Genomic DNA, 25,016 nt, shown 5'->3' on the forward strand with positions numbered 1-25,016 from the left:
ACCACATCCGTGTCTCGGTGTGCGGTAATCCATTTGTTCAGCGTCGACATGCCGACACCCAGATCGTCGGCTACTTGTTTACGCGTTAGCCCACTGGTCAACGCGATACGCACCGCATCTTGGCGGAATTCATCCGTCCGTTTCAGTCCCATAGTCAGTATCCTTTGCTACAATAAATGCTATCAAAGGAGCGGCATCAAACCGCGACAGGTCCAAACCCCTTTTTGAGCCAGCTGTCAGGAAAGAGTTTTTCGATGTAAAAAATCTGATTTTCCACCACTTGGGATGGGTATAACATACAGGTTTTCAGCGACATGGTAGAATGGTTTTGAGCCGCGATCTGGCCCCTTTTTACTCTGCGATTGACACAGACGCTATGCGAAGGATCCCGTTAGCCTGTTTCAACTCGCGGTTCTCGCGTTCGAGAGCCTTCATCTTCTCGGTCATCTCGGTCGTGACACCACTCCGTTGGCGAGTATCGACCTCGACCTTCTTGACCCATTCGTTCAACGTTTGCGGCGCGCAGCCAATCTTCGCAGAAATCGACAGGATCGCTGACCATCGGCTGTCATGCTGCCCTTGATTGTCCAAAACCATTCGCACGGCACGTTCGCGCACCTCTGGGGAATACTTGTTCGTTGTTTTGTTCATGATGCTCCATCCTACTCATGAGTTGGAGCCTCTGGCAAACAAGGCGCGGTTCAAATGACACTATTCGGCCCCATAGGCGCTGACGTCAGACAGACTAAACTCCTAAATGCTGCGGTTCGAACATGCGCCGCAGCATTTAGGCTAGGCTTTAGATAGCCAGTGTCTTTTCGACGTTTTTAACTTGGACACGCGCCATGCCTAAGTTTGCGCTCTTTTTGTCTAAGGCAACATAAAGGAAGACCGTTGGTGTCTTTTCTAATGGGCGGATCAAGTGAAATTGCTTACCCAAAGTGATCAAGATATCGTCGATGTGATCGTCGAGGCCGAGCATTTCGATTGCCGAGAGCTTGGCTTTGACAACTTCTGTGTTTGCTGCACCTGCGGCCTCAAGGTCCAGGTCGCCACCGCCGTCTGAGGCCATCATCAGCCCTGTTTCACTGTCAACTAAACATGCACCGATAAAACCACCTATTTCTGCAAGTTTCGAGATGTCTACTTTTGCCATGTCAGATTCCTTTTTTGAAGTTGGATGTCTTGTCGTTTCTTTTGGTGTGTGAAGGGGGCCTTTCTTTAGTTGCGTTTGGGAAGAGTGAGACGTCGCTTGTGAGGCATGAGTTGGTGACAACGTTGGGGTGGCAATATCGGGGCGAGCCAAGCAGGCAGCTTTGGCATCCGTAACGATCACCGTGAGGGCAGTCTGCAATGCGGAAATATTGCTTGCTTTCAAAAGATCGTCGCGGTCAGCTGCGCCTTTTGCTTGCTCTGCCTTTGAAGCAGTGTCGATCGATACTGCAAGCCGTTGAGCAAATAGTGTTTTCGTTTCATGAGTAACGCGTTTCATGACCTTTTCTACATCAGGCAGATTACGCAACTTGTCGCATTGCGTCAAAACGAGCAGGCTGCGCTGGTGCAACGGTTTCGGAAATGACCGCCACATTGATACTTCTGTCTGGCGCCACGCTTGGCTTATATTTGAACACCAGATGACTGCATCCAGAAATGGCGCAAACATGTGCAGCGATTTTTTGGTTAAACGTACATCCGAAATCCCGGGCGTGTCGATGATATCAATATCACGCAATAACGGGATCGGGAGTGCGACGCGCAAAGCTAAATATGCACTGCCGCTGTAATCGTTGATATCAATTGGATCAAAAGTTAGTGGGGGGGCATCTGCCCCAATCGCAATCCCATAGGGGGTATCGGCATAAGTCAGCCAAATCGGCGGATAATTTGTAGCTGTGATGCGAGTGGGAAACACGTTCGTACCAAGCAGATAGTTAAGCAACGTTGACTTGCCTGCACTATATTCACCCATAACAGCCAATACGGGGCGTTGACTGTGCCAACCGGCAAAATAGTTTTCGGGTTCATCGATACCTTTTGGCATATTAGGTCGCCTCTGCGGTTTCGTGCAGGTCGGCGTCAATACGGGTAGCCAAGGCGTTCAAACCGTCGGATATTTCGGACAAGGTTTCGAGCCTAACCTTTATTCCATTTTCCATCCCCAAGGCATCTAATGCATGTTCGTGCTGACCTTTGTCACGTAACAACACCAGATTTTTTAACCCGCGAATATGGTCTTCGAAAAAGCCATCAACAATCATCGTGTTCTCAGCTGCAAAGTCATCGATACAATCACTTTGAATCTCGGCGAGGACAAGCATTGCTTCCGCTTCAACTAGCTTGTTCAACTTGCGTAGAAGTGATGTCAGCTTTACCTTTTTCGGCATCCAATTTGACAGCCAGCTCGATGAAATATCCAACGGCAAGGTTTTCATTAAGCAAAGCGGTTTAGGAGGGCAGTTTGATTGTAGTGGTTCCACATGAAATATCTTAACCGGATTGTTCAACACCTCGTCGTAGGCGCCTTGAACCTCTTGTGCGGCACCAATCAAAATTTCGCCAATTTTGATTGGTAACGTTTCTGAGAATTTCGCATACGACGCCATTAACCTGCGACGTAGCACCTCAATATTGGGCTTCCAATCTGTCAGGGGGGCACCTGTTTCGGCCGTAAGCGCTTCTTCCTCGTGATCCAAAAAATTGCTGTACGTATCTGAAATAGATGACAGCAGAACCCGCGTAGCGGCTTTCAACTCGGTTTGGCACGATTGCTGTACCTTTTCGTGGACGGCCTCAACCCGTGCAATTGCACCCGTGATGCCGACCTCGTCTGCCCTCCGTAATTCAGTAACATCCGATTGGTCAAGAAAGGCTAACGATGATGATACGATTTCTCGCGCACGTTGCGTAATGTTGGCCAGCTTTGGAAAGCCATTGTCCATACGACTTTTTGCTGCGATCAGATTGCGTAGGTCGAATAACCCCGACAGATCTTGTGCTTTTGCCAAAGTATACGCAATCGACCCAATAGGATGGGGCTCTGTTGATTTGTCGTTAGCATACTGTTTACGTGCAGCGGCAAGCGCGTCGAGCTTGTCCATTGACACAGGGTTGCCCGTTGCGTTCATTCCGAATGACGCGATTTCACCCCATACCGCGCTACCGAAAATGATTGGGACGTCAGTTGGTAACTCTTGATCCGCCAAAATACCGCGGATATATGCGTCAATCTCGGGTATTTGTTCGTTCGGGTTACTCAGCTCGTCAATCCTATTCACGAAAAAGATGATTTGCTGCTTTTTCAGTGATCGTACAACCCGTAAAAGCCCCACATCTACGGTGCTAAACGATTGCTGTGCAGAAAGGACAAGAACGCAAATATCAGTATTGCCGAGGCTATTGAGCGTCACCGTTTCACGCATCAAGAAGGGGTCATTCACACCCGGTGTGTCTTGGATGATCGTCGGAACCCTATAGCGGTCGCTGTCTATATAGAGATCCGCCGTTTTTGTGACGTCAGCATAGCGCCCTTCCGGTGCCGATGCATCCGTTTCGTCGCCCAAACAAACGTATTTCTGAAGCATGGTGGGAGAGAAGCCCATAAAAGTATGCTGACCGCCCATCAGTAGATTGAAATTACGTCCAAGTCGCTGTTCTGTACGCTGCTGCATTTCGCGAATTTGATTTCGCATTTGATTGGCCTCAGCAGCAAATCCTGCGCGGTTTGCCGCTTCTCCCAACGTCCCGCCAGCCTCAACCATGCTGAGCCATTCCTGCGTCGTGAAAAAATTGAAAACCGCGTTTGCGCCTGCTGGTTTTGTAGTATTGATATGCACTGATGTGACGACTGAAGTCCAAGGGTTGACATCAGACGGTAACATATTTGGCTTACCGATAAGTGCATTCGTCAAAGCGGTTTTGCCTGCCTTAACTTGCCCAATTAGCGACACATGAATCGCAAAGCTTTCAAGTTCATCGATAAGGCTCACAACGCGGTCGTGCGCCAACAAAGCGACTGCTTCACGTAAGCGGCATAGCAAAGCGAGCAACTCATCACGGTGTACATTAAAGCGAGGTACTAGCCGTGGCTTATCAACCATAGGGTTGCCTGGAGAACCATACGGCGACTCGGCAAGGCCAAAGGTCAGGAGAGGATCACCGTTGTTGCTTATATCGGCTAATGACATGCTTATACTCTATATTTTTTGTCGAGAACAGATCAATTCATTAGGGCGTGCTCGGCACAAAACTATGCTTTCCAAGCTGGAGGCTTAGTTCAAAGATTCTCGTGTTCTACCTCAAGGTTGTGTTTGAAAGTTAACAAAGTCAATCGTTTCGCTGACAGTTTTATAATCTTTCTAAATAAATATATTTATCTGGGTGATGCCAGAAATGAGGGGTGTTAATCTCAAAGGTTTCTCGGCATTGTTGCGCGATTGAATAAAAGCAAGCCGTTTTTTTTGCCGCGCGGAATACGGCCAGTTTTTGGCAGTTTAAAATCTATTTTGAGCAAGATACGATGGCAAAGCCTGCTTTTGTATAGCCGCTTCAGCGTGTGGCGGTGCAATCGCTGGGTATGTACTGCGCCGCCCGAAGCGCCGCAGTACGCAGTTATCTTCGTTCGTTAGAGCGAAATGGTCTTTTCGACATTTTTAACCTGCACACGTGCCATGCCTAGGTTCGCGTTTTTCTTATCTAGGGCTACGTAGAGAAAGACGGTTGGCGTCTTTTCTAGTGGGCGGATCAAGTGAAACTGTTTGCCCAACGTGATCAGGATGTCGTCGATGCTGTCTTCGAGGCCCAGCATTTCGATCGCTGAGAGTTTTGCCTTAACAACCTCTGTATTGGCTGCGCCGGCTGCTTCGAGATCCAATGCCCCACCACCTTCGGATGCCATCATCAGGCCGGTTTCGCTGTCAACGAGGCACGCCCCGATAAAGCCACCGATGGATGCGAGCGCTGAGATATCTGTAGACATGTTTTCTTCCTTACTAGTTATAATGGCGGGGGGCATGCCCCCACTTTTTTCATGAGATCCCAAGGTTGCCTTGGGGCTCAATTCGTCAGCTGAAACCGATTTCGTTTCAGATTCATTTTTGCTTGCCCAGTTGGCACCAAGGTCCTTCAGAAAAGTCTTTAAGCTCATGGTGTATTTGCCTGTTAAGGGCTGTTGAATCGGTATCATCTTGCACGCGCAGCGACAACAATTCATGAATGACGCTCGCGTGTGAATCAGTATCCACTTCATCGCCGATAAACGTGGTTTTTAATTGATCAAATGAGGCAATAATATTTTCATTTGAGGTCATGCTTGTGACATCAGCGATTGCTGCCGCGATGCAATCTTCGATTGATTGCGTATCCGTGCCTGCCACATGCACGATTTCGACCGACGTGGGGACAGGTTCGGCAACTGCAATCTCTCCTTCACGTTCGCGGCGTTCGGCGCGGTATGAAAGCGAGGCCGCAACCCTTGCTTCTATTGCGCTAACAAGCGCCGCAGCGCCGCTGTCTTGCCAACCTTCATCGGTACCAGTCTTTGCAGTTTTGGTTGAAATGGGAATAATCGCATAAAACGACTTTCCGGCGTCACGCTGGCACCGGGTAACGACCCGATTCACATCTTTTTTTGCACCGAGCAAATCAATACGTGTGATAGCAAGCAGGCTGTTATCCTGCAGTTCGTAGGACACGCTGTTCCAAGCTGCAGTTTCAGTTTGTCGCCAGGCTTGGCTCGCAGATGTGCACCAGACCACAAAATCAACATGAGGAGTGATGAGTTCAACAATATCGTCTGCGAGGTTGGGGTCGGAAATTCCTGGCGTGTCGATGATGTCTGTGTTGCGTAAAATTTCAGAGGGCAGTGTGCACCTAATGACTAAGTTATCGCTTAAATTTGCCAAATCAGCATCAGGATCAGGGATGGACGAAAACGTTCCGTCGTAGTCTAGAACCTCAACCTTCCGCGTTTCACCATGGGTAATCCAAACCGTGGGCAGTCGTGTTGCCGTCACACGTGCGGGTAAAAGCTGCACACCAAGCAACAAATTCAGAAGCGATGACTTTCCGACGCTGTATTCGCCCATTAATGCAAAGCAAGGGGTTTTTCTTGACCAAGCTGTCAGGATTGATTTGGCTTTCTCTGACACCATATTAGTCATTCTGTTGTTCCCCTAGGGCCAAGCCTTGCGTATCGCGCGAAATGGACTGCAAGTCTTCCTTCAAGGCGCTCAGAGCTGTGATCCGCTGTTTTACTTCGTTCTCAAGCCCAAAAGATTGGCGCGTTTGCGCAAATTCGGGGGCACCCTCCGTTATAGTGATATTGCGAATTGTTGCGATGTGGGCGTCGATGAAATCCTGCAACTTGGCCCGTGACTGGACCGCAAATTCGTAAATGTAGACGCGTTTTAGCTCCGAGACAGTCGATAACATTTCTTCCGTGGCAAGTTTTTCAAACTGTGCAACATAGCTTGTTGCTTTGCGTTGTTTTGACGTTAGGCGCCCTAGCCAGCCAGCGCTCAGATCTATGCTCATTGTTTTCATTAGAAAAACGGGAGTCTTCGGCTGCTCGAACGCCGGCCCTACGACAGGGAAAAGACTCTCACTGCTACCCACTATGTCAGCATAAAGCGCTGATATACTGTTTGCCGCATTTTGGATAACTTCGCCTAATTTCGCAGTAGCCCTATTTGAAAATTCATTATAGCCATGAAATAACTCTTTGCGTAACCCTTCGGTTTGCGGCGCCCAGTTTTTAAGGCCTTTGCCCTTTGTGACGGCACTGCTGAGTTCACGGGATTCTTTGACTATGAATGAACGATATGCATCTGACATTGCAAATGATGCCATTTCGATTACGTCGTTTATCAACGCGTCCAAATCCGCATTCATGGTATTGTAAATTTCTGAGGTGCGTAATGAAATAGCGTCCGCATCATTTCCGATGCCCGCCACGTTTCGTTCGCTTAACGCATTGTCTAAGACAAGGACGGACCGGTTCACCAAGTCCGTGCATTCGTCACGCAAAGCCTCAATTGCTGGCCAACTTACATCATTCGTAGATTTCTCGTCCAAAACCCGCATTAATTCGCTGATACCGGACAGATCAGCCTTGTCGCCATCATCACCATCAGGCGCCAAACCCAATTCGGCACCCCACTTCGCACTGCCGAAAACAATCGGAATGTCTTGCGACATGTTGCGATCTTTAAGCGTGCGCTGAATGTATTTTTTTATCTCAACCGTTTGCTCTTTGGGGTCTTCTAGCTCATCAATTCGGTTTACAAACAAGACGACTTGTTCGTGGTGCAGCCCCATAATGATGTTGATCAATCCAATATCCACGGTGCTAAGCGCCTGATGCGCGCTCAATACAATGACGCAGATGTTTGAACTCGCGAGATTATCGAGCGTGACCGCTTCGCGAACAAGAAACGGGTCATTTACTCCGGGTGTATCGGCCAAAATCACTGGCATGGGGAACGATGAATCTTCAAAGTATAAATCTGCGGACTTTGTCAGATCGGCGAAACGACCACTCGGGTCCACGTCCGCATCGTCATCGTCACCAAGGCAGACGTACTTTTTGATCAATGCTGAATCGAATTCAGAAAAACTATGCTTGTTACCAAGAAGCAAGGTGAAGTTTACCCCCAATCGGTTTTGGGCGTGCGATTGCAGCGCGCGCACCTGTTCGCGCATTTCATCGGCTTCTCGTTCGAAATTGGTGCGTCCTGCGAACTCTCCAAGTCTGCCGCCAGCAGCGGTCATGTTCGCCCATTCATCTTTATCAAAAAATTGAAATACGGCACCTTTTTTTGGGGGGGTGGACGGATTCATATGCAGGGATGTGATGACCGATGTCCAAGGGTTTACATCTGAAGGCAGCAACCCAGGGCGTCCGATTAACGCGTTTGTCAATGCGGTCTTACCTGCTTTGACCTGACCAACGATTGAAATGCGGGCCTTAATTTCAGGAATGTTCTGTTGTATCTCTAGCGCACGTCCCAATGCATCGGGTACAACGAGGCGCTGCATATCCTGTGCGATTGCCTCCAAGCGTTCCACTGCAATCCTTGCAGCCTGCGCGTGCTTCATGGAAGCGGGAAATAGCTTTTTTTGCTGATCATGATCAGCCGTAGATAAAGACATGTGGTAATCCAACAGATTAGGAACGCAAACAGTCGTCAGGCAGACGCTCAGTATAGGCTACAATACCCAGATCAAACACTGGTTAACCGCAAGGGTGCCAGAAATGTGAGTGATAGTGTAGCTCTGCTTTAAGTGGTATTGACAGACAAATTACGAAACGAATCGCAATGTCCCAATTATTGTTCCATCTGCGCGTCGAACTTCGATTGAAGATATTTCTTCGCTTGAACTTAGCTCGCAAGCAATCTCTTGTAGGTGTAACATTCCGGAAATGATTTCACTCGATGCGGTGATCGGCGCAGATAAGAAATCGCCATTTACATCTATATCCCACGCATGCGTTGATTTGTCGTTATTTGGGGCAAGCAAACTACTAATCGGGTAGGTGTACCGTACCGCTAGTTCTGAATTGTCCCCGAGTGAATAAGCGGCCTCTTTGCCGTCCTCGGCTGCATTTTGGATGGCCTTGGCGATTTCTATCGGTGATGTGGCGCCGTTTAAGATATTAAAGTAGCCGCGATGGGCTTGCAGCACGATTTCATTCTGACCAGCGCGAAGAACAAACACACGTGTTGCTTCGCTGCGTGCAATACGTGCGCAAAGTGCCAAGAGTATTTGGCGTTGGGCTGTACCTGCGCGAATATTTTCGGGTTTCAGCTCTGCCGCATGAGAATCCAGAGCCCGTAACTTTGGAAGTAGAAGACCGATGTTTAGCGATTGAGTGCCTTCGCAAATCAAGGAACCTTGAAGCGACGCAACGGAGGTACGGTCGTTAGAGCGGACGATCAACGTGCATGCGTCAGGAATGTGCAGCGCGCCTTGCAACAGTGCGCGGCTTTGCGCTGCATAAGCGCCAAGTGTTGCAACATCGGCATGCGCCGCGACATTTGTAGGGAGCACATCCCTACCTGCAAAACTGTAAAGAGCAAGAAATCCGCGGCTGTTAAAAACGGGCCAATCGAAAGTTACCATAACTTTTTGCCTCTACACTACAAAAACCTGTGTCAGTTATCTCAGTGTTCGAAACCCGCAGTGCCTAAGAGTGCACGGAAGTTTGGTTCACTTGATGGAGTTAAGTATGTAGCACGTCACCAGTTATGCAAGCGGCATGTTGTTTGAGCAGCCCCACTTGAGTGGTCCAATTTGAAAGTGAGTGCATGATCGGCCTTTGGTCCATCGGGATGATGGCTTCGGGCGCTGGTGGGCGGTAGCCCAATGCACTGTGTGGCCGCTTGGTGCTGTAGTGTTTCCTCCAGCTTTCGATGAGCCAAGAACACTCTCTTATCAAATACGGCTATTTGGACCCATAAGCGCTGACGTCAGACAGGCTCCCTGCATTTGCAATGCGGCCATTGAAGCCTTGAGCCGCAAAAGACCGCTGTGAGCCCATTTTTGACCGAATCTGTTGCATCAACAAATGTCGACTTTGATGACCTTCGCTTTACTATACGCCTGCCGCCACCTCCCGTGATGCGCTTTTCGCCGTGATTTGGAGTTTACTGAGCTCTCCCTCTAGCACCTTGCGCGCATCATCCATCAATGCATCGCGTCGCGCGCCGAGTAGATCGTCTTCGCGGCGTGTTCCGGGCAGCATTGTCCCGACCAGCAACCCAAACCCAAGTGCCACAGCCCCGACGGCAAGTGGTTGCTCTTGCATCGCGCCTTTGGTCTTGTGCGCCGTCCGACGGGCCTGCAATTCGACCGCTTCTTGCGCCGCTGATGCTGCCTTGCGGGCTTGAATGACCCGCTTGCGTGCTTTGGGTGGCAAGTGATCAAGACCCTTATCAAGGGTTGCACGCAATTTTGACGCTTTGGGGCGATGCGACATTTGTCCTGTCATATCCTTTCTTATTTCATGATCGGCTTGTGCGACGCGGGCATCAAAACCGATCAACGCCTCCTCAGGGTCAACAGCTACTGGACCCTTTGCGCGTTCAGGCGCTGGTCGGCTAAGCGGGCCGGACGCCATGAGGCCGAGACCGATTAACGTCATCAAACTGCCTGCCGGGTTTTGACGCACACTTTCCCAAGCCTTGTGTGCGAGGTCTCCCCCAATTTGCCCGGTCGCATCGGACACCTGATCTGCGATGCGTTGTGGCGCCACGGCATCCGAGAGCGCGTCAAGCGTTGCTGCAAGGTCTGCGCGGTCCTGTTCGACACGTTCGGTCATTGTGTTCAGATTAGGCATTGGTTGCCTCCTTTATTGCGTGAACATCACGGCGGATGTTTTCGTTCGTTTTGTTTGGCGACAGCGCTTCTGTGTTCAGCCGGGATTTCCCCATAAGCACAAACACCAGTGCGATCAGTAGCAAGGCACCGCCAACGATCAGCGCGGCAAGCGCAACAGACATGCCATTTGCAGCGATGTAGGCCACGGCAGCAGATGCCAGCACATTCAAGGCAACAAGTCCCATCAAGAAGGCAATCGCCAAAAATACCAACCCCATGGCAGCACGGCTGAGAATGGCTTTCAGTTCTGTGCGTGCGAGCTTCAGTTCGCCTTGCACGAGGGATGTAAACTGCCGGATCGTATCAACAAAAAGCACAGGAGTGTCGCGTAATGTATTCTTATGCATGGCCGCGCTCCCCGTTGATTTGTGCAAGCACAGAGCTATCATTGCCGACAATTTCTTCTTCGCTTCCGCGTGAACCTGCATATGGCGCCGCCCAAGGATCGGATTCCGCGACGTCGTCAGAGCGCTCAGGGTTGCGCGCCTTTAAAAAACGCGCGACCGCAAAGCCCGCAACTGCAGCACCACCGATAAACAACAGCGGATTCGCCCGCGCAATATCAGCCGTTTGTCGACTTAGCGTTGCGATGTCAGTGGTCCGTAGCTTCGTGGCGAGCCCTTCAACTTGATCGGCAAACTGTGCGACGGCCTGCGCTTGGGGCGTTTGGGCATCCAGTTGATCGACTGCGGCGTGCGCCGCTTCTGCCGTGTTTTGCACCCTGTCCGCCGCAGCATGTTTGACGTCTGTTGCCCTTGCGACGGTTTCGTTTTCAATGTCTGATTTCACTTTACGCCCAAGACTACCTGCGTAGTCGCGCGCTGTTTGGTTGAGATCGGATGTCGTTGTCATCGTTTCATCTCCTTGTGTTGTTCCGTTGGAAAACCAACACAAAGGGCTCGCAATGGTTCCATAATAAACCACAAAAGGTGCTGCGGGTGCGTCGCATAAATGGCAATTCAGGCATGTATCAAAAAATTAAAGCCGCAGCGGTTTCCCGCTGCGGCCATTAAAAAATCTGGATGTAGCTTCTAGTCGCGCCCGCGCAGCGCAATCCCTAACAAGACGCCGACACCCAATGCACCCGCTACGGCAAGCCCCGGGTTTTCACGCACGAATGCAGTACCTTGTTCATTGATTTTGCGCAGTTCTTTTGCCGTTTGCTCTGCTGCCTGGTTGACCGTCTCTTGCGCAGCTTCGAGACCTTTTTCGATTTGCGCACTTGCTTGTTCAGCCATAGCCGCAGTATCATGCTTGGCCTTTTCCAGGCCATTCTTGATAGTTTTTTCTGTCTCTTGCGTCTGTGTCATTTTTATATCTCCTGTTTGTGAAGGGCATTGCGATCACTCATTGATCTCAACGTCTCGGCTTCGGGTTTGCTGTTAGCGATCTTCTGCGACATCTTCTTCTGGGCTCTGGATATCAATTGTTGGTACGTCCAACGTGATCTCCTCGGTTCCCAGTTCAACATCACCGAGCTCAGTTTCGTATTGAGGCAAATTACCACCCTCGATTGTGACATCAACGTCTGGCAGGCTTGCCTCTTGGGTTTGTTCGACATCGACCATGTAGATGCCGAAGCCGATAGCAAGCGCAGCAACAATAATGGCCGCTGAGGCAGTGATCGTTTTCATCGCTATATCTCCCGTTTCGGTTACATAGAGTAAACGAGCAGATGCGATCAGAGTTCCAATTTCATTTAGATTTTTGTTGCTGCCACTTCGCTAAATACGATTTTCTGTATGAAAAGATGATATCTTGACGATACATTGAGGGGCTTTTCAAAGAATAGGCCGCTTCATCACATGCGCATCGTAGAGCAAGCCAACCTCTGCAAGCGTCACGATATCTGGGATGCGTAGCGTGCCATCGGTCCAATTAGCAAGTTGTCGTTTACGCAGCGCGGCGAGCGTCTTATTTGTGTGCACAAGAGATAGACCCAAAGCATCTGCAAGATCCTGCTGCTTATACGGCAGCTTCATCTGCCCATCCTTCACCAAACCAAGCGCTTCGCCACGTTGAAATATCCGCGCCAACGCCCATGCGACGGCCTGCACCGCATTGCGCTGCCCCAGTGTTGCAAGTGCATCGCCCAAAAAGTGTTCTTCAACAGCAGCATGCCATGTGAGCGCATAGGCGCGTTCTGGCATATCTTTGAATAAAGACCACATCGCAGAGCGATCAAAAACACAAAGGGTCATTTTTGATGTCGCTTCGACGGAATGTCCCATCTCTCCCATCATCGCGGCTTGCAAGCCGATAAAGTCGCCTGGAAATATCAGGTTCACGACTTGCCGCTTTCCGTCCGGCAAAATCTTATACCGCACCCCCAACCCGTGTAATGCCGTGAAAAGCTGTGGACTATTAGACCCTTCAATTAAAATTGGTGTCCCAGGGTCAATGACGATCTCTCCGACCTTAAACCGCTGCATGTAGCGAACTTCTTCTTGGGTCATAGACGCAAAAATGCCACGCCGTCGTAATGGGCAATATTCACATTTAGTTGCCAAGTTTCTTACTCCTGCTATGTCATATGCTTATTCGGCGATGCAGCATTTTGCCTAAGATGTATCGACACATTTCTAAGGATACCCTCAGTGTTTAACGCATTCATCATCATTGAAACTGACCCTATCGTCATTATGGATTTAACAGGGCTACTTTCTGCCGATTATCCTAGCAGCCGCATCGACGCACCTGCAAATAACCAAGACATCGCCAGTACCATCGCGCAAAGTGGCCCGAACACTGTTATTATTATCAAAGATGCGTTGCTGCGTGATTACCTCGACCCAATCAAATCCGCGGCGACGCGCGGCAACCGGATCGCTATTCTTGGCAACACGACCGATATTGACCTGCCTGCCATCACAATTGAAATGCCATTTACACAAGAAACCATTATCGGTGCACTTTGTTCTGATGTGCAAGAGGCATCGCGCAGCACGTAACGCGCTACACGCTGCCCATTCACGGCGTCCCAATCGGATTGTTTGGAACGGTTTGCAGGTTCATGCGTTTTATCTCCAGAAGACACCATCGTGTCAGAATAAAAGGAGTGAAACAATGTTATCTTACGCACTCGCGTTCTTAGTTGTCGCAATCATCGCGGCTGTTTTTGGATTTGGCGGAATCGCCTCTGCTTCGGCTGGGATTGCCCAAATCCTATTCTTTGTTTTCCTGGTCTTGTTCGTCGTCACGCTGATCGTGCGTGCCGTTCGAAGCTAGATACAACGAAGAATAAGACAGGAGAAGATCATGACAGACGCACTGAAAGTTGTTGCAACCCCGCATGAGACATCATCGGGGTTGCGCGAACCTGAAACTGTTGCAAAGGGGTTGGCCAGCGTATTGGCCGACACATATATGTTAACGTTCAAGACCCATGCGTATCACTGGAATGTGGAAGGCCCACTTTTCTACGCGATCCACAACCTTACCGAAGGGCAGTACGAAGACATGTTCGCTGCGACTGATGTTTTGGCAGAGCGTATGCGCGCCATGGGCCAACTTGCACCGATGACCATGACTGAAATTCAAAAACTATCGGTCATTGCGGACAGTGAGCCAGCACCAACAACGGGCGAAATGTGTGCAACGCTCGCCCAAGATCACGAGCGGATATCGCACCGTTTGCACGCGCTTATTAAACTCGCGGGCAAGCAAAACGACCCCGTGACAGAGGATCTGGCCACCGCAAGATCGGCGTTCCACCAACAAGCGGCATGGATGCTCAAAGCGCTTGTTGCAAAATGAACTGCGAAAATGGCCCCGCACGCGGGGCCATTTTCGCATCAAAAAGTACGCACCATCAAGGTAACGACTGCAGCGTAAGGAACCAAGGCCAAACCCAATACCACACCATCACGTGTCAACATCGCGAGCGCCAAAAAAACCACTCCCACGCCCATGATCGACGATGAAAACGGTACGAATTCTAGCAACGGCATCATTAGCCCTGACAGCACGCACAACAATTGCGGCAAGTATATAAGCGGCCTGTGAAACATGACTCGAGCCCGCTTATTTGTGCGTCGATCAATCCAACACGCGACGGGATGTGCTTTCTTAAATGCGCCCTGCACTTTCGCGCCAGAAATCTGCCGGCTCAGCACCCAGTTTGGCAACCAAAGGTGAGTGCGTCCCATCATCATCTGCACTGACACCAAGAAAATCACGGCCCCCATTACAGCCGAAAACAGTGGCACACCGCTGAGCGGGGTCGCGACGGCCATAGCCGCAAGCAAAAGCATCGGCGCAAAACTATCGTCACCAACAGAGCTGATGACATCACGCAGGTTCACCGTATCTTCCTGAGCTGCATCAATGACCCTGTCGATGACATCTGGCAAAGTTTGGTTTTGATATGACATGGCGATTGACGCGCGTTGATCGATCATGATCACCGCGCGCATTGGCTCCTTAGGAAACGCTATGCTTTCAGCGTCGCCGTGGACGCAAAGAACATCGCTTGGCTTACCGCTGACTGCACTTGGGTTTCTTGGAATGGCTTGGAAATCAAGAAAGCGGGTTCAGGACGATCGCCGGTCAACAAGCGCTCTGGGAAGGCCGTGATAAAGATCACCGGGACATCCATCTGCTTCAGCAAATCATTCACGGCATCAATGCCAGACGAATTATCCGCCAATTGGATATCCGCAAGGATCAAATCAACCTCATGTTCGCCGCCAAGCGCCAATGCCTCTGTATGGGTGCGGGCAACGCCAGTGACATCGTGACCAAGCGCCGTGACAATCGCGGTTAGATCTGCGGCAATGATGGGCTCATCTTCGATGATCATCACTTTGCCCGTCACGCTCTCGGCCAGTTCAGAATTTGCGGCCCCAATCAAATCACGAACTTCATCTGTGCTAATTTGCATGATCTTTCCGACACTATCGAGGCTGAACCCCTCAATCGTGCGCAAGAGCAACGCCTCGCGTGAATTTACGGTCAGTTTTGATAGTAAGCCGTGCGCGCGACCGCGAATGCTGTCTTCTGGATCAGCAAACAACTGACCAGAACTTGACCATATCGCGTGAAAGCACTTGAATAGATTGACCTTTACCGACTCTTCGTTTTCAAAATCGCTACGATCTTTTAAAATAGCCTCGAGCGTAGCGATTGTGTACTTGTCACCACGGGACTGCGACCCGGTCAGGGCACGCGTATAGCGACGGAGGTATGGCATCTCAGCCGCGATCAGATCGGAAAAACTTGCTTCCTGACCATTATCTTGCATTTTTTTGTCCCTTTTTTACTTTTTCTTGGAACCAAACGTTTCGGTTGGCAGTTGGTTCCCAGATGGTGCAAATTTTTTTTTGATACAAGGCGGTGACCCAAGATGAGCAGTGTAAACGATCCTAAAAAACAACGGATCGAAAAATATATAGATGAAAACCTCAAAAAGGTGTTCTCCGATCTTGAAGATGACCAGATGCCTGATCAGATTATTGATCTGCTCTCCGTGCTGCGCGCGCAAGATGAGAGGCTAAAACAAGAAAAATGAGTCACCCTGATCCAAAGGATGAAATCGTAACGCATCTCCCCGCGTTACGCGCTTTCGCACTGAGCCTGACGCGCAACCGCGCGACCGCCGACGACATGATGCAAGACACCGTATTGAAGGCCTGGACAAATATAGAAAAATTTCAGCCGGGCACCAACATGCGTGCATGGTTATTTACCATCCTGCGCAACAATTATTACACGTCCCGCCGCAAATTGAACCGCGAAGTTGCAGATATCGATAATGCGTTTTCTGACACGCTGTCGGTAAAACCCGATCACGACGGGCGTCTGCAAATGATGGACTTCAAGGTTGCTTTTGATCAGCTTGCCGATGAACACCGCGAGGCATTGATCCTTGTTGGTGGGTCAGGTTTTTCCTACGAAGATGCGGCGAAAATGTGTAGCGTTGCAACGGGTACGATGAAAAGTCGCGTGAACCGGGCACGCGCAAAGCTAACAGAATTATTGAGCCTCGAAGATGATGCGGTGCTTGAACTGACCGATGCCGCAACAATGGCGGTAGTCGGCAGTCCCCGTATTCCGTCATGATCAAAGGACCTTGGTACAAAAGCCTTCGCGCGCAGATTGCGGCTTTGATGACACTTGCGCTTTTGCCGCTGGGGTCGGTCGCCGTGTTTCAGACGAACCAAGTCGCAGAAAAGGCACGCGAAGACGCGGAACTGGCGTTGCTGGCTTTGACTGAACATACGGCACGCACCGAGCAATTGGTTATCGAACGTGCCTTTGGTGCTGCGCAGTTCCTAAGCGCTGTTGCCCCCAAAGTGCTTGCCGATCCGGAAACATGCCAGGAAACATTGACACCGTTTCTTGCGCGCAATGATGATTTCAGTTTTGTTGGCTTGCTGCCTGTTTCTGGCGTGATCACTTGCTCTACGCTGGACCGCGCACTGGATCTTAGCAATGCCCCCGGTTTCGACGAAGACATGGCCGCCCAAAAGCGCACGATCATCGTCAGTTCCAAAGGCCCGGCAAGCCAAGAATCGGTTTTTGTCGTGTCCGAACCATATTACCTAGAGAGCGGCTTCGCAGGCTTTGTATCTGTTTCAATCCGCCACAGTGAGCTACGCGGTGCGACCGACAGCTTTGAACAACCCGGCCTAATTGAACTGATTACATTTAACGATGACGGCGAAATACTCACGGCGCGCACATCGCGCGAAGGCGCTGCGATGGAACTGCCAAAGGACCGCGCCTTGGCCGCCTTGCGAACAGACAGTAGCATCGGATTTCACGCACCGAATACGAACGGAATTGATCGCCGCTACACCGTCGTGCCGATCTCTGGCAGCCCGGCAACTGTTATGGCTATCTGGGCGCAAGAAGGTGAGTTTGAGGGCGAGGCGCCAAAGTTTGCAAAGCCCGCGCTATTTCCGATCCTGATGTGGTTCGCAAGTATGGGCGTCGCTTTGCTTGCAATGCACACGCTTGTTTTGCGGCACCTCAAAACAATTCGCAAGAACATGTTGGCCTTTGCTGACAGTCGGCACCTTGGCGAACGCAGTGCCGTCGCCAACATGCCAACCGAACTGCAGGCCGTGAATGAGAATTTTTTACGGATGGCCGATACGGTTATGCATGATGAAGCGTTACTCGAAGATGCGCTGCGTGAAAAAGGTGTTTTGGTGAAAGAAATCCACCACCGCGTTAAGAATAATCTGCAATTGATTTCGTCTATCATGAACATGCAAATCCGCGCGGCTGAACACGAAGAAACAAAATCCGTGATCGCACGACTGCAGGACCGGGTACTCAGCTTGGCAACGATCCACCGTGATCTGTATCAATCGCAGCACGCGGGAATGGTTAACGTCGGCGGCCTCATCACCGAGGTTGTTGAGAAAACGTTCGAAATGGCCCGCGCCGAAGACACAAAACTGTCTTTAGAGACAGCGATTGATCAGGTTCTGCTCTATCCAGATCAGGCCGTCCCCCTTTCGCTCTTGGCTACCGAAGCGACAACAAATGCGCTTAAATATGTCGGGGCGAATGATGGCAGTACACCGTGGATTAAGGTGCGCCTGACGCAAGATGGTGATGACTGTACTCTCACTTTATCCAATTCTTTGGGTGATAGGCAAACGCGCGAAAGCACGGGGCTCGGTAGCCAATTGATGGGCGCGTTTGCAATCCAATTGGGCGCAAAAATGGACACCGAAGAAACCTACAATTCCTACACGACAACACTCCGCTTTCAGGTTCAAGAATTTGAACCCGAAGCACGAGACTTTTGACCGTGAAAAATCGCAACAGGCATTTTGAGGTGCTTCTCACCGCGCAGGAGGCTTATCCTGCGCTTGAGAAGCAGTTCTTGGACGCACAGAACGAAATTATCGCTGGGTTTCGAATTTTTGACGCCAGGACAAAACTACGCTTGCCCGCGGCCCAAGAGATCGGCGAGACTTGGATTGATCTGATTTGTCATACGCTTAAGCGCGGTGTTCGCATCACGCTTACGATTTCAGATTTTGATCCGATCGCCCGTGCAAGCCTGCATCAATACGCTTGGGACTGCTATTGGGTTTTGCTTAACGCGGCTGAAAAAGACGGGTGCCGTGATAATCTAACACTGCGTATCGCAACCCACCCTGCACGGGTCGGTATTTTACCGCGCATCTTGCTTTGGCCGCGCTTGATCAGCGAAATTTCAAAGTGCATTAATGACATCGATAATGTCGAACATACCCCAAACCTAAAGCCGTTGGTCAAACGTAAAGGCGCAAAACTATCGCCACGGCTGTTCCCGATACCGCCGCTGGCGCCCGTCAGTCACCATCAAAAGCTCGCGGTTTTTGACGGACAGCGGCTGTTTATTGGTGGCTTAGACCTTAATGAACGTCGCTACGATACGCCCGCACATAATCAAGAAAGCGATGAAACATGGCACGACGTGCAAGTGCTCACTGACGGACCCGTCGCGGTAGAGGCACGCCAGCACTTACTTGAAATGGACGATGTCTTTGAGGGCAAGGCTACCAAGCCCAAAACTCACCTGTTGCGTACCATATCTGCAAAGCGGCGGGTTTCATTTCCATATATGTCGCCGCGGCGTATGGTGACTGAAATCGCTGACACACACGCAGCCCAGATCGCCCTGTCCGAAAATTTGATCTACTTTGAAACACAGTTCTTTCGGGATGAAACACTCGCCCGACACCTTGCAAAACGGGCGCAAGAAAACCCCGATCTATCGCTCATTATTATTCTTCCCGCAGCGCCCGAAGATGTCGCTTTCTCAAGCGATTGGGGCGTGGATGCCGCCTATGGAGAACACTTGCAGGTGAAATGCATTGATATCGTGCGTCAGGCCTTTGGCGACCGTGCATTCTTTGGATCACCCGCGCAGCGCAAGCTGTCGGCTGACGACGGGCGCGCAGTTCATTTTGACGCACCAATTGTCTATCTTCATGCGAAAGTTTCAATCTTTGACGATCGCATGGGTATTGTATCCTCGGCCAATCTTAATGGGCGCAGCATGAATTGGGATACGGAAGCCGGCATAAAGACCGCGCACCCGCAAGAGGTGCTGCAGCTGAAAACAAAGTGCTTCACGCATTGGCTCGGTGCCGACGCAAGCGAGGCATTTTTCAATCGGCAAACCGCACGCAAAGCTTGGTCAGACTTGGCCACATCGAACACGCAACGCGCCCCGGACCAACGTCGTGGGTTCATCCTGCCGTATCTATCGGCCCCAGCAGAGAAGATTGCTCAGGCTCTGCCCGGCGTACCGGCCGAAATGGCCTGAGCCGGAAGACCCTGCGCGACCGTTAACGTCCAGATCAACATCGGGATTGCAATGATGCCGCCAACAGGACCCCAAAGCCACAGCCAAAACACCAACGATAAGAACACCAGCAGTGGGTTTACTGATAGGCTTCTGCCCACAAGCGTTGGGGTCACAAATTGCGCTTCTGTCGCGTTCATCGCAATATAAATGGCTGCCGGCAAAAAGCTTGCCGCGCCTTCAAACACAACGATCCCAGTAATTAACAACGTCACAAAAAGAAAGACGGGGCCCAAATACAAGATAAAGTTCAAGACAAACGCAAGTAGCCCCCAAATTACCGGGGATGGCATGCCAATGATTTGCATCACGATTGATACCAAGACACCAAATGTGAAATTGATGGCAGAAATTGTGAGCACATAGCGCGACACCTGCCCCGCAGCGCGGCGCAAATCAGCTTCTTGTAGCCATGTAAACGTGCGGTTCAGCCAGCCATAGACAGAACTTCGTGTAAGCAAGAAAAAGTACAGTGTACCGGCGAATATTAACAATTGAGCCAATACTTGCGGCGCATAAAACAGCGCATCGGTGATGGAAGGGACCGCCATCGCAGCATCTTCGGCGGTCGCGGCAGGGTCAGCGTCGATTGCGGCGGCAACATCAGCAGATATTTCTTCAAGCCCACGCAAAAGGCGGCGCGCTTCGTCCACGGTTTCGCGTACTTCGTCACGAATGAGCGGGGCTTGGTTAATCACATGGGTAACATATGGTTCGATCAGAAGGATCAGAACAAACAATATCGCCAAAGCAAGTGCCACGGACAACAGCGAGGCAAGCGCCGTGGGAACGCGCAGCCTGTCCCAAAAGTCGGACAATGGCGTCATCACGATGCCGAGCAGAAACGCGCTCACAATTGGCACCAGCACATCCTGTCCAAAATAGAGCACCGCAATGCCTGAAAAGGCCGACAATAAGACCAGGCACCACGTGTTTATCGAAATTGGCATAAAAGAACTCCTTCACTGACAACGCACAATGCGCCCCGAGGTTCCACAATAAATTTTCAAAACTCTGCGCCCGGAGCGACCGTTCCATAAAAAAGGAGAGCATAGTTGCATGCCCCCCTCCTTCGTTGCGGTCGTTCATATGAACCTATGCAACCGCGGTCTTACTTGCGTTAGATCGACGCCGCCTTGCCCCGTGGTCCAGCCACAAACCAAATAATAAAGCCAATTACTGGCAAGATCAGCACGAGAAGCGTCCAAAGCACTTTACTGCCTGTTGTCGCGCCTGAACCCAAGATTGAGATGATCGCCCAGATATTTAGGGCGAGGACCAATAGACCACCAATACCAGCATATTCCATTTTATTTTCCTCCGTTGCAGGGTTTCATTGGTGAATAAACACACCACTGCGCTAATGGTTCCATGACGATGCTCTGTCAGAGCGCTTCCCGGCTGTGCTAGCACGACAAATACCTTGACCCACGGCAACTTAGTTGATTGGTCTTGGGTATGGGAAAACGTGCACAGCTGCTAAAAATTCTGCAAGACATTCGTGCTAGCTACTGGTTTTTGCCAACCGTTTTGGTCTTTTTAGGGCTGTTTCTTGCGGCGGTCATGGCTTGGGTGGATCGGCATGCGGGGTCCTTGCCCATTTCACTGCCTAAGACATTCATTGATACCCAAGCCGAGGGCGCGCGCACGACGCTGGCGGTGATCGCCCAAGCTATTATTGGGGTGACTGGTGTTACTTTCTCAATGACGCTTGTGGCTGTATCCTTTGCATCAGGCAATTATGGGCCCCGGCTCGTCGGGAATTTCATGCGTGATCGCGGCAATCAGCTTTGCTTGGGTGTTTTAATCGCGACCTTTGTCTATACAGTCATTGTCTTGCGGTCTGTCCAAGACAGTATTGATGGCGGCGTCGCACAATATGTGCCGCAATACTCGATTATTATGGCGCTTGTGCTAACGCTGTGCTGCGTCTTTACGCTCATCTATTTTATCCACCATGTCCCAGAGACGATCAACGTATCACGCATATCCGCCACAGTTGGTCTGGCGCTTGATCGGCAACTGCGTGACCTTATTGATCGGCAACCAAAGGCCGCACCTGTTACCGCATGGCCCAATGGTCGGGCAAACACCACGCTTACCGCAAGCACCTCTGGCTACATTCAAACCTGCAATTTTGAACGGCTCACTAATTTGGCCACGGACAATGATTGGTTCATCCGGATGCGGCCCTCGATCGGCGATTTTCTAACCCAATCAACTGTTGTCTTTGAGATTTGGTCTGACGGTGACCTAACCGGCAACGAAAAAAACTGCATTATGGACTGCTATGCTGTCGGGTTCACACGTACCGAAAACCAAAACCCAACCTTCTTGGCTGAACAATTGGTCGAAATGATTGCGCGTGCACTCTCGCCAGGGGTGAACGACCCCTACACTGCGATGGATTGCTTGAACCGCCTAAGCGCTGCGCTAACCCTAGCTTGCGGCTATCATGGCGGGCTTTCACCCGCGGCCGTCGATCGGGTCGACTATCCTCGATTGTCATTTTACGCGCTATTTGCGGCGTCGTTTCCGCAGTGCCGACAGTACGTGACACCCGATGCAATTACCCGCAAACACGCGATTTCTTTGCTGGATCACTTGCACGACACGGCACGCCCACAAGACCAATCCGTGATCAAAGCAGAACGCGACGCGCTCAAGCCTTAAAGCTGCCATCACCACCCAATCGGGAACTATTTGAACATCCAAACGTTGGATCGCTGAATTTGAGTGACAACAGCGGAGCAAAACAATGGAAGTTCAGGTTAAAAAAGTTTGGTACAACCCCGCACAAGCCGCCTTCGAAGGCCGCGTCGATATTGTACGTCAAGGACGGCAATTTCGTTATCCTTGTTTGGTCAAAGGCCCGGTGGATATGCCGGCCAATGACGTTCTTGCACAGATGAAAAGCCAAGCGGCAAGCATGACGGACAGTCGGCCTGCGGCCTCCTCATAGTGCTGACTGCAACCACCCCAAAACGAACCTAAACTTACGGATATCTCAACATGGACGCTTTCATTGAGTGGAGCAAAAACCTTTTCACGACAGAAATTTACGGCGGAAAGTCCTTCGCTGACTATCTGACACTTGAAACATTAATCGCATTGGTCGGGAACACGCTTGCCGCCGCGCTGATCATCTTCTTGGGTTTTGTCATCGCCGGCTTTGTGAGGCGCCGCATCCACAAGATTGGCGAAAATCACGCCAGTCTAGATGATACGTTGTTCAGCTTTCTCGCAAACATGGCGCGCTATGTGGTGCTAGCTTTTACGTTTCTTTTCGTGCTGAATACCTTTGGAGTGCAGACGACGTCAGTTGTCGCTGTCATTGGTGCCGCCGGGCTGGCCATTGGTCTGGCCTTACAAGGAACACTTTCCAATGTTGCAGCAGGGATCATGCTAATCCTTTTCCGCCCCATCAAGATCGGCGACTTTGTTGAGGTGAACGGCGTCCTTGGCACAGTGAAAGAAATCACACTCAATTTCACCGAGATTGCGGATCTTGGGAACGTTAAAGTCGTGGTGCCAAATTCTGAAGTTTGGGGCAGTACAATCAAGAATTACTCTGAATATCCGACGCGACGTGCGCAATGGACGTTTGGTGTCGGATATGGTGCAAATCTCGGAGACGCTGAAAAAACTATCCGCGATACAATTATGGCCGATGAACGGTCCCACAGTGATCCCGCGCCGTTTATTCAAGTTAACAACCTTAACAGCAGCAGCGTCGATTTTCTGGTGCGCGTCTGGTGTGATGGTGATGACTATTTTCAGTATCAAGCCGACATGAAGCGCAAGGTCAAAGAGGCGCTTGATCAGGCCGGAATTGACATTCCATTTCCGACACGGACGCTCAACGCCGCGAAACCAGTGCTTAGCGTGCTCGAAGGTGGTAAACAGCCCGCCGAATAAGGAGCTATAGATGCCTTCGGAGTAATATCCATACCCGCGGGCACTCTTCGCTGGGCTGCCGCAATGGCGTCCAGCCATCGCCCAATTCGCGGCCAGAAATTTTAGATTAATTTAAAAACCAAGGAACGAACTTGGCTACGGCGCGTTGTCTTTGTGTAACCCGTGGCGACCTACCCGCCGCAATCAAGAACGAAAGGAACGACAGATGAATTGGGATCAAGTCCAAGGTAAATGGAAAGAAATGAAAGGCAACGTCCAATCAAAATGGGGCGAATTGTCTGACGATGAAGTTGATGAAGTGCAGGGCGATCGCACAGCGCTCGAAGGCAAAATTCAACACAAGTACGGCAAGACAAAAGAACAGGCCAAACGCGAAGTCGACGAGTTCATCGACTCTTTGTAAGCCCATAAAAAAAATTGCCATTATACAGCGCGCCAACCATGGCGCGCTGTATCTTTTTATCCCCACCGCGAATAACTGCTGTGCGCAAATTTACCCTAATGCATTAAAAATAAATAATAAAACACATGGAACCATCGTATCAGCCAGTCGTTTTGTAAGTAATGTTGGATCATCCAACGCAACAACGAACGGAGAAAAATTATGAAGACTTTTCTGACAACTACCGCTGCTGCACTTGTTCTTGGCACATCTGCTTTTGCCGAAACGCACACAGGCGCATTCGCCGACCTTACGTTCGATAGCGCCTCAAACATACACGCTTCTGAAATGATTGGCATGCGCGTCTATGCATCTGAAGCAGCTATTGACCCGAACACGCCCGTCGCTCTGGATGGCGCCGTCGACTGGAACGATATCGGTGAGATTAATGAAATTGTTCTGACGCGGTCGGGCGACGTTCAGGCCGTAATCGTTGGTGTCGGTGGCTTCCTTGGATTGGGTGAAAAAGACGTCGCCGTTGACATGTCGCAAATTCGTTTCCTGTCCGAAGACGAAAACCCTGACGACTATTTCCTTGTGATCAAAGCGGACACTGCTGGCGTCCAAGACGCGCCCAGCTATGAATATAGCATGACCTCTGGTGCCCCATACGTCGTCGGCGAACGCGTTCCGCTGACTGCCCCGGAAATCAACCGCGACGGCTACAGCGCTGCGGCAACACAGGATTTGACCACTGAGGACCTGACTGGCGCACGCGTTTACGGTCCGAACGACGAAGATGTCGGCGAAATCTCTGAACTTCTGTTGACAAATAACGGAAACCTAGACCGTGCCATTATCGACGTTGGTGGTTTTCTTGGTCTCGGGGAGCATCCTGTTGCGGTAACACTGGAAGAGCTGACAATCCTACGGACTGAAGATGGCAACGATTTCCGCGTCTACATCGACAGTTCGCAAGACACGTTAGAAGCACAGCCTAAATTCGAAAGCTAAATTCCAGCTGGG

At 50.6% G+C, this 25,016-nt stretch carries 29 protein-coding genes and 2 pseudogenes; 12 read left to right on the top strand and 19 right to left on the bottom strand.

Annotated features, from left to right (window positions below; all coding sequences use genetic code 11):
- The 15 genes and pseudogenes from DS901_RS11355 to DS901_RS11425 all read right to left on the bottom strand — a co-directional run.
- Positions 1-152 (bottom strand): transposase (locus DS901_RS11355; protein ID WP_147249910.1); only part of this gene is annotated, 152 nt, incomplete at its 3' end.
- Between the two features lie 217 nt (positions 153-369).
- Positions 370-651 (bottom strand): annotated as a pseudogene (locus DS901_RS11360) (transposase); the annotation flags it as partial.
- 148 nt (positions 652-799) lie between these two features.
- Entirely contained in the window at positions 800-2,041 is a 1,242-nt protein-coding gene (locus tag DS901_RS11365; protein ID WP_113777071.1) for a dynamin family protein, read from the bottom strand.
- Between the two features lies 1 nt (position 2,042).
- Entirely contained in the window at positions 2,043-4,004 is a 1,962-nt protein-coding gene (locus tag DS901_RS11370) for a dynamin family protein (RefSeq protein ID WP_181820842.1), read from the bottom strand.
- A gap of 617 nt (positions 4,005-4,621) precedes the next feature.
- Entirely contained in the window at positions 4,622-4,975 is a 354-nt protein-coding gene (locus DS901_RS11375; protein ID WP_113777073.1) for a roadblock/LC7 domain-containing protein, read from the bottom strand.
- Positions 4,976-5,087: 112 nt separating this feature from the next.
- Positions 5,088-6,158: a dynamin family protein gene (locus DS901_RS11380; protein ID WP_113777074.1), complete on the bottom strand. Its 1,071-nt coding sequence runs from the start codon at positions 6,156-6,158 to the stop codon at positions 5,088-5,090.
- On the bottom strand, positions 6,151-8,148 hold the full coding sequence (locus DS901_RS11385; protein WP_113777075.1) for a dynamin family protein: 1,998 nt from the start codon (positions 8,146-8,148) through the stop codon (positions 6,151-6,153). The genes DS901_RS11380 and DS901_RS11385 overlap by 8 nt, the downstream gene beginning before the upstream one ends.
- A gap of 150 nt (positions 8,149-8,298) precedes the next feature.
- Entirely contained in the window at positions 8,299-9,048 is a 750-nt protein-coding gene (locus tag DS901_RS11390; RefSeq protein WP_147249911.1) for a hypothetical protein, read from the bottom strand.
- Between the two features lie 172 nt (positions 9,049-9,220).
- Positions 9,221-9,421: pseudogene (locus tag DS901_RS18985) on the bottom strand (integrase core domain-containing protein); the annotation flags it as partial.
- 171 nt (positions 9,422-9,592) lie between these two features.
- A complete protein-coding gene (locus DS901_RS11400; protein WP_113777077.1) occupies positions 9,593-10,336 on the bottom strand; it encodes a DUF3618 domain-containing protein in 744 nt (247 codons plus the stop codon).
- The gene (locus DS901_RS11405) at positions 10,329-10,724 is read right to left on the bottom strand and encodes a phage holin family protein (protein WP_113777078.1); all 396 of its coding nucleotides are present in this window, start codon (positions 10,722-10,724) and stop codon (positions 10,329-10,331) included. Before DS901_RS11405 ends, DS901_RS11400 begins: the two co-directional genes overlap by 8 nt.
- Positions 10,717-11,229 (bottom strand): hypothetical protein, encoded by a 513-nt coding sequence (locus tag DS901_RS11410; protein WP_147249912.1) that lies wholly within the window; start codon positions 11,227-11,229, stop codon positions 10,717-10,719. Before DS901_RS11410 ends, DS901_RS11405 begins: the two co-directional genes overlap by 8 nt.
- A 179-nt stretch (positions 11,230-11,408) precedes the next feature.
- A complete protein-coding gene (locus DS901_RS11415; RefSeq protein WP_113777080.1) occupies positions 11,409-11,687 on the bottom strand; it encodes a DUF883 family protein in 279 nt (92 codons plus the stop codon).
- Positions 11,688-11,759: 72 nt separating this feature from the next.
- Positions 11,760-12,011: a hypothetical protein gene (locus DS901_RS11420; RefSeq protein WP_113777081.1), complete on the bottom strand. Its 252-nt coding sequence runs from the start codon at positions 12,009-12,011 to the stop codon at positions 11,760-11,762.
- Positions 12,012-12,158: 147 nt separating this feature from the next.
- A complete protein-coding gene (locus DS901_RS11425) occupies positions 12,159-12,833 on the bottom strand; it encodes a Crp/Fnr family transcriptional regulator (protein WP_113777082.1) in 675 nt (224 codons plus the stop codon).
- Positions 12,834-12,974: 141 nt separating this feature from the next.
- Between DS901_RS11425 and DS901_RS11430 the strand changes: the two genes are divergently transcribed.
- The 3 genes from DS901_RS11430 to DS901_RS11440 all read left to right on the top strand — a co-directional run bounded on the left by DS901_RS11430 (position 12,975) and on the right by DS901_RS11440 (position 14,133).
- Positions 12,975-13,328, top strand: a complete 354-nt coding sequence (locus tag DS901_RS11430) for a hypothetical protein (protein WP_113777083.1) — start codon at positions 12,975-12,977, stop codon at positions 13,326-13,328.
- A 115-nt stretch (positions 13,329-13,443) separates the two neighbouring features.
- A complete protein-coding gene (locus DS901_RS11435; RefSeq protein WP_113777084.1) occupies positions 13,444-13,605 on the top strand; it encodes a DUF1328 domain-containing protein in 162 nt (53 codons plus the stop codon).
- A 30-nt stretch (positions 13,606-13,635) separates the two neighbouring features.
- Positions 13,636-14,133, top strand: coding sequence for a Dps family protein (locus tag DS901_RS11440; protein ID WP_113777085.1), 498 nt, complete (start codon positions 13,636-13,638; stop codon positions 14,131-14,133).
- A gap of 38 nt (positions 14,134-14,171) precedes the next feature.
- On the opposite strand, the gene DS901_RS11445 is transcribed toward DS901_RS11440, so the two are convergent.
- Positions 14,172-14,792, bottom strand: a complete 621-nt coding sequence (locus tag DS901_RS11445; protein ID WP_258546712.1) for an exopolysaccharide biosynthesis protein — start codon at positions 14,790-14,792, stop codon at positions 14,172-14,174.
- Positions 14,793-14,809: 17 nt separating this feature from the next.
- Complete coding sequence (locus DS901_RS11450) at positions 14,810-15,619, bottom strand: response regulator (protein ID WP_113777086.1); 810 nt, start codon at positions 15,617-15,619, stop codon at positions 14,810-14,812.
- Between the two features lie 102 nt (positions 15,620-15,721).
- On the opposite strand from DS901_RS11450, the gene DS901_RS18760 reads away from it, so the two are divergent.
- Genes DS901_RS18760 through DS901_RS11465 form a run of 4 tightly spaced genes read left to right on the top strand, consistent with a single transcriptional unit; the run spans position 15,722 to position 19,651 of the window.
- Positions 15,722-15,886 carry a NepR family anti-sigma factor gene (locus DS901_RS18760; protein ID WP_181820844.1) on the top strand — a complete coding sequence of 55 codons (165 nt, stop codon included), beginning with the start codon at positions 15,722-15,724 and terminating at the stop codon, positions 15,884-15,886.
- On the top strand, positions 15,883-16,437 hold the full coding sequence (locus DS901_RS11455) for an RNA polymerase sigma factor (protein WP_113777087.1): 555 nt from the start codon (positions 15,883-15,885) through the stop codon (positions 16,435-16,437). The genes DS901_RS18760 and DS901_RS11455 overlap by 4 nt, the downstream gene beginning before the upstream one ends.
- Positions 16,434-18,140: a sensor histidine kinase gene (locus DS901_RS11460; protein WP_113777088.1), complete on the top strand. Its 1,707-nt coding sequence runs from the start codon at positions 16,434-16,436 to the stop codon at positions 18,138-18,140. Before DS901_RS11455 ends, DS901_RS11460 begins: the two co-directional genes overlap by 4 nt.
- Positions 18,141-18,142: 2 nt before the next feature.
- Positions 18,143-19,651: a phospholipase D-like domain-containing protein gene (locus DS901_RS11465; RefSeq protein ID WP_181820845.1), complete on the top strand. Its 1,509-nt coding sequence runs from the start codon at positions 18,143-18,145 to the stop codon at positions 19,649-19,651.
- Here DS901_RS11465 and DS901_RS11470 read toward each other — a convergent pair.
- Positions 19,615-20,640 carry an AI-2E family transporter gene (locus tag DS901_RS11470; protein WP_113777090.1) on the bottom strand — a complete coding sequence of 342 codons (1,026 nt, stop codon included), beginning with the start codon at positions 20,638-20,640 and terminating at the stop codon, positions 19,615-19,617. The two genes, DS901_RS11465 and DS901_RS11470, sit on opposite strands and share 37 nt — an antisense overlap.
- A 170-nt stretch (positions 20,641-20,810) precedes the next feature.
- Positions 20,811-20,999, bottom strand: a complete 189-nt coding sequence (locus DS901_RS11475; protein ID WP_113777091.1) for a PLD nuclease N-terminal domain-containing protein — start codon at positions 20,997-20,999, stop codon at positions 20,811-20,813.
- Positions 21,000-21,148: 149 nt separating this feature from the next.
- Between DS901_RS11475 and DS901_RS11480 the strand changes: the two genes are divergently transcribed.
- The 5 genes from DS901_RS11480 (at position 21,149) to DS901_RS11500 (ending at position 25,004) form a co-directional block, all read left to right on the top strand.
- On the top strand, positions 21,149-22,363 hold the full coding sequence (locus DS901_RS11480; RefSeq protein ID WP_113777092.1) for a DUF2254 domain-containing protein: 1,215 nt from the start codon (positions 21,149-21,151) through the stop codon (positions 22,361-22,363).
- Between the two features lie 85 nt (positions 22,364-22,448).
- On the top strand, positions 22,449-22,652 hold the full coding sequence (locus DS901_RS11485) for an orotidine 5'-phosphate decarboxylase (RefSeq protein WP_113777093.1): 204 nt from the start codon (positions 22,449-22,451) through the stop codon (positions 22,650-22,652).
- 50 nt (positions 22,653-22,702) lie between these two features.
- A complete protein-coding gene (locus tag DS901_RS11490; RefSeq protein ID WP_113777094.1) occupies positions 22,703-23,608 on the top strand; it encodes a mechanosensitive ion channel family protein in 906 nt (301 codons plus the stop codon).
- A 205-nt stretch (positions 23,609-23,813) separates the two neighbouring features.
- Positions 23,814-24,011, top strand: a complete 198-nt coding sequence (locus DS901_RS11495; protein ID WP_113777095.1) for a CsbD family protein — start codon at positions 23,814-23,816, stop codon at positions 24,009-24,011.
- Positions 24,012-24,212: 201 nt separating this feature from the next.
- The gene (locus tag DS901_RS11500) at positions 24,213-25,004 is read left to right on the top strand and encodes a PRC-barrel domain-containing protein (RefSeq protein WP_113777096.1); all 792 of its coding nucleotides are present in this window, start codon (positions 24,213-24,215) and stop codon (positions 25,002-25,004) included.
- Positions 25,005-25,016: the final 12 nt, after the last annotated feature.

Source organism: Loktanella sp. D2R18, from assembly GCF_003318235.1.
Classification (GTDB): Bacteria; Pseudomonadota; Alphaproteobacteria; order Rhodobacterales; family Rhodobacteraceae; genus Yoonia.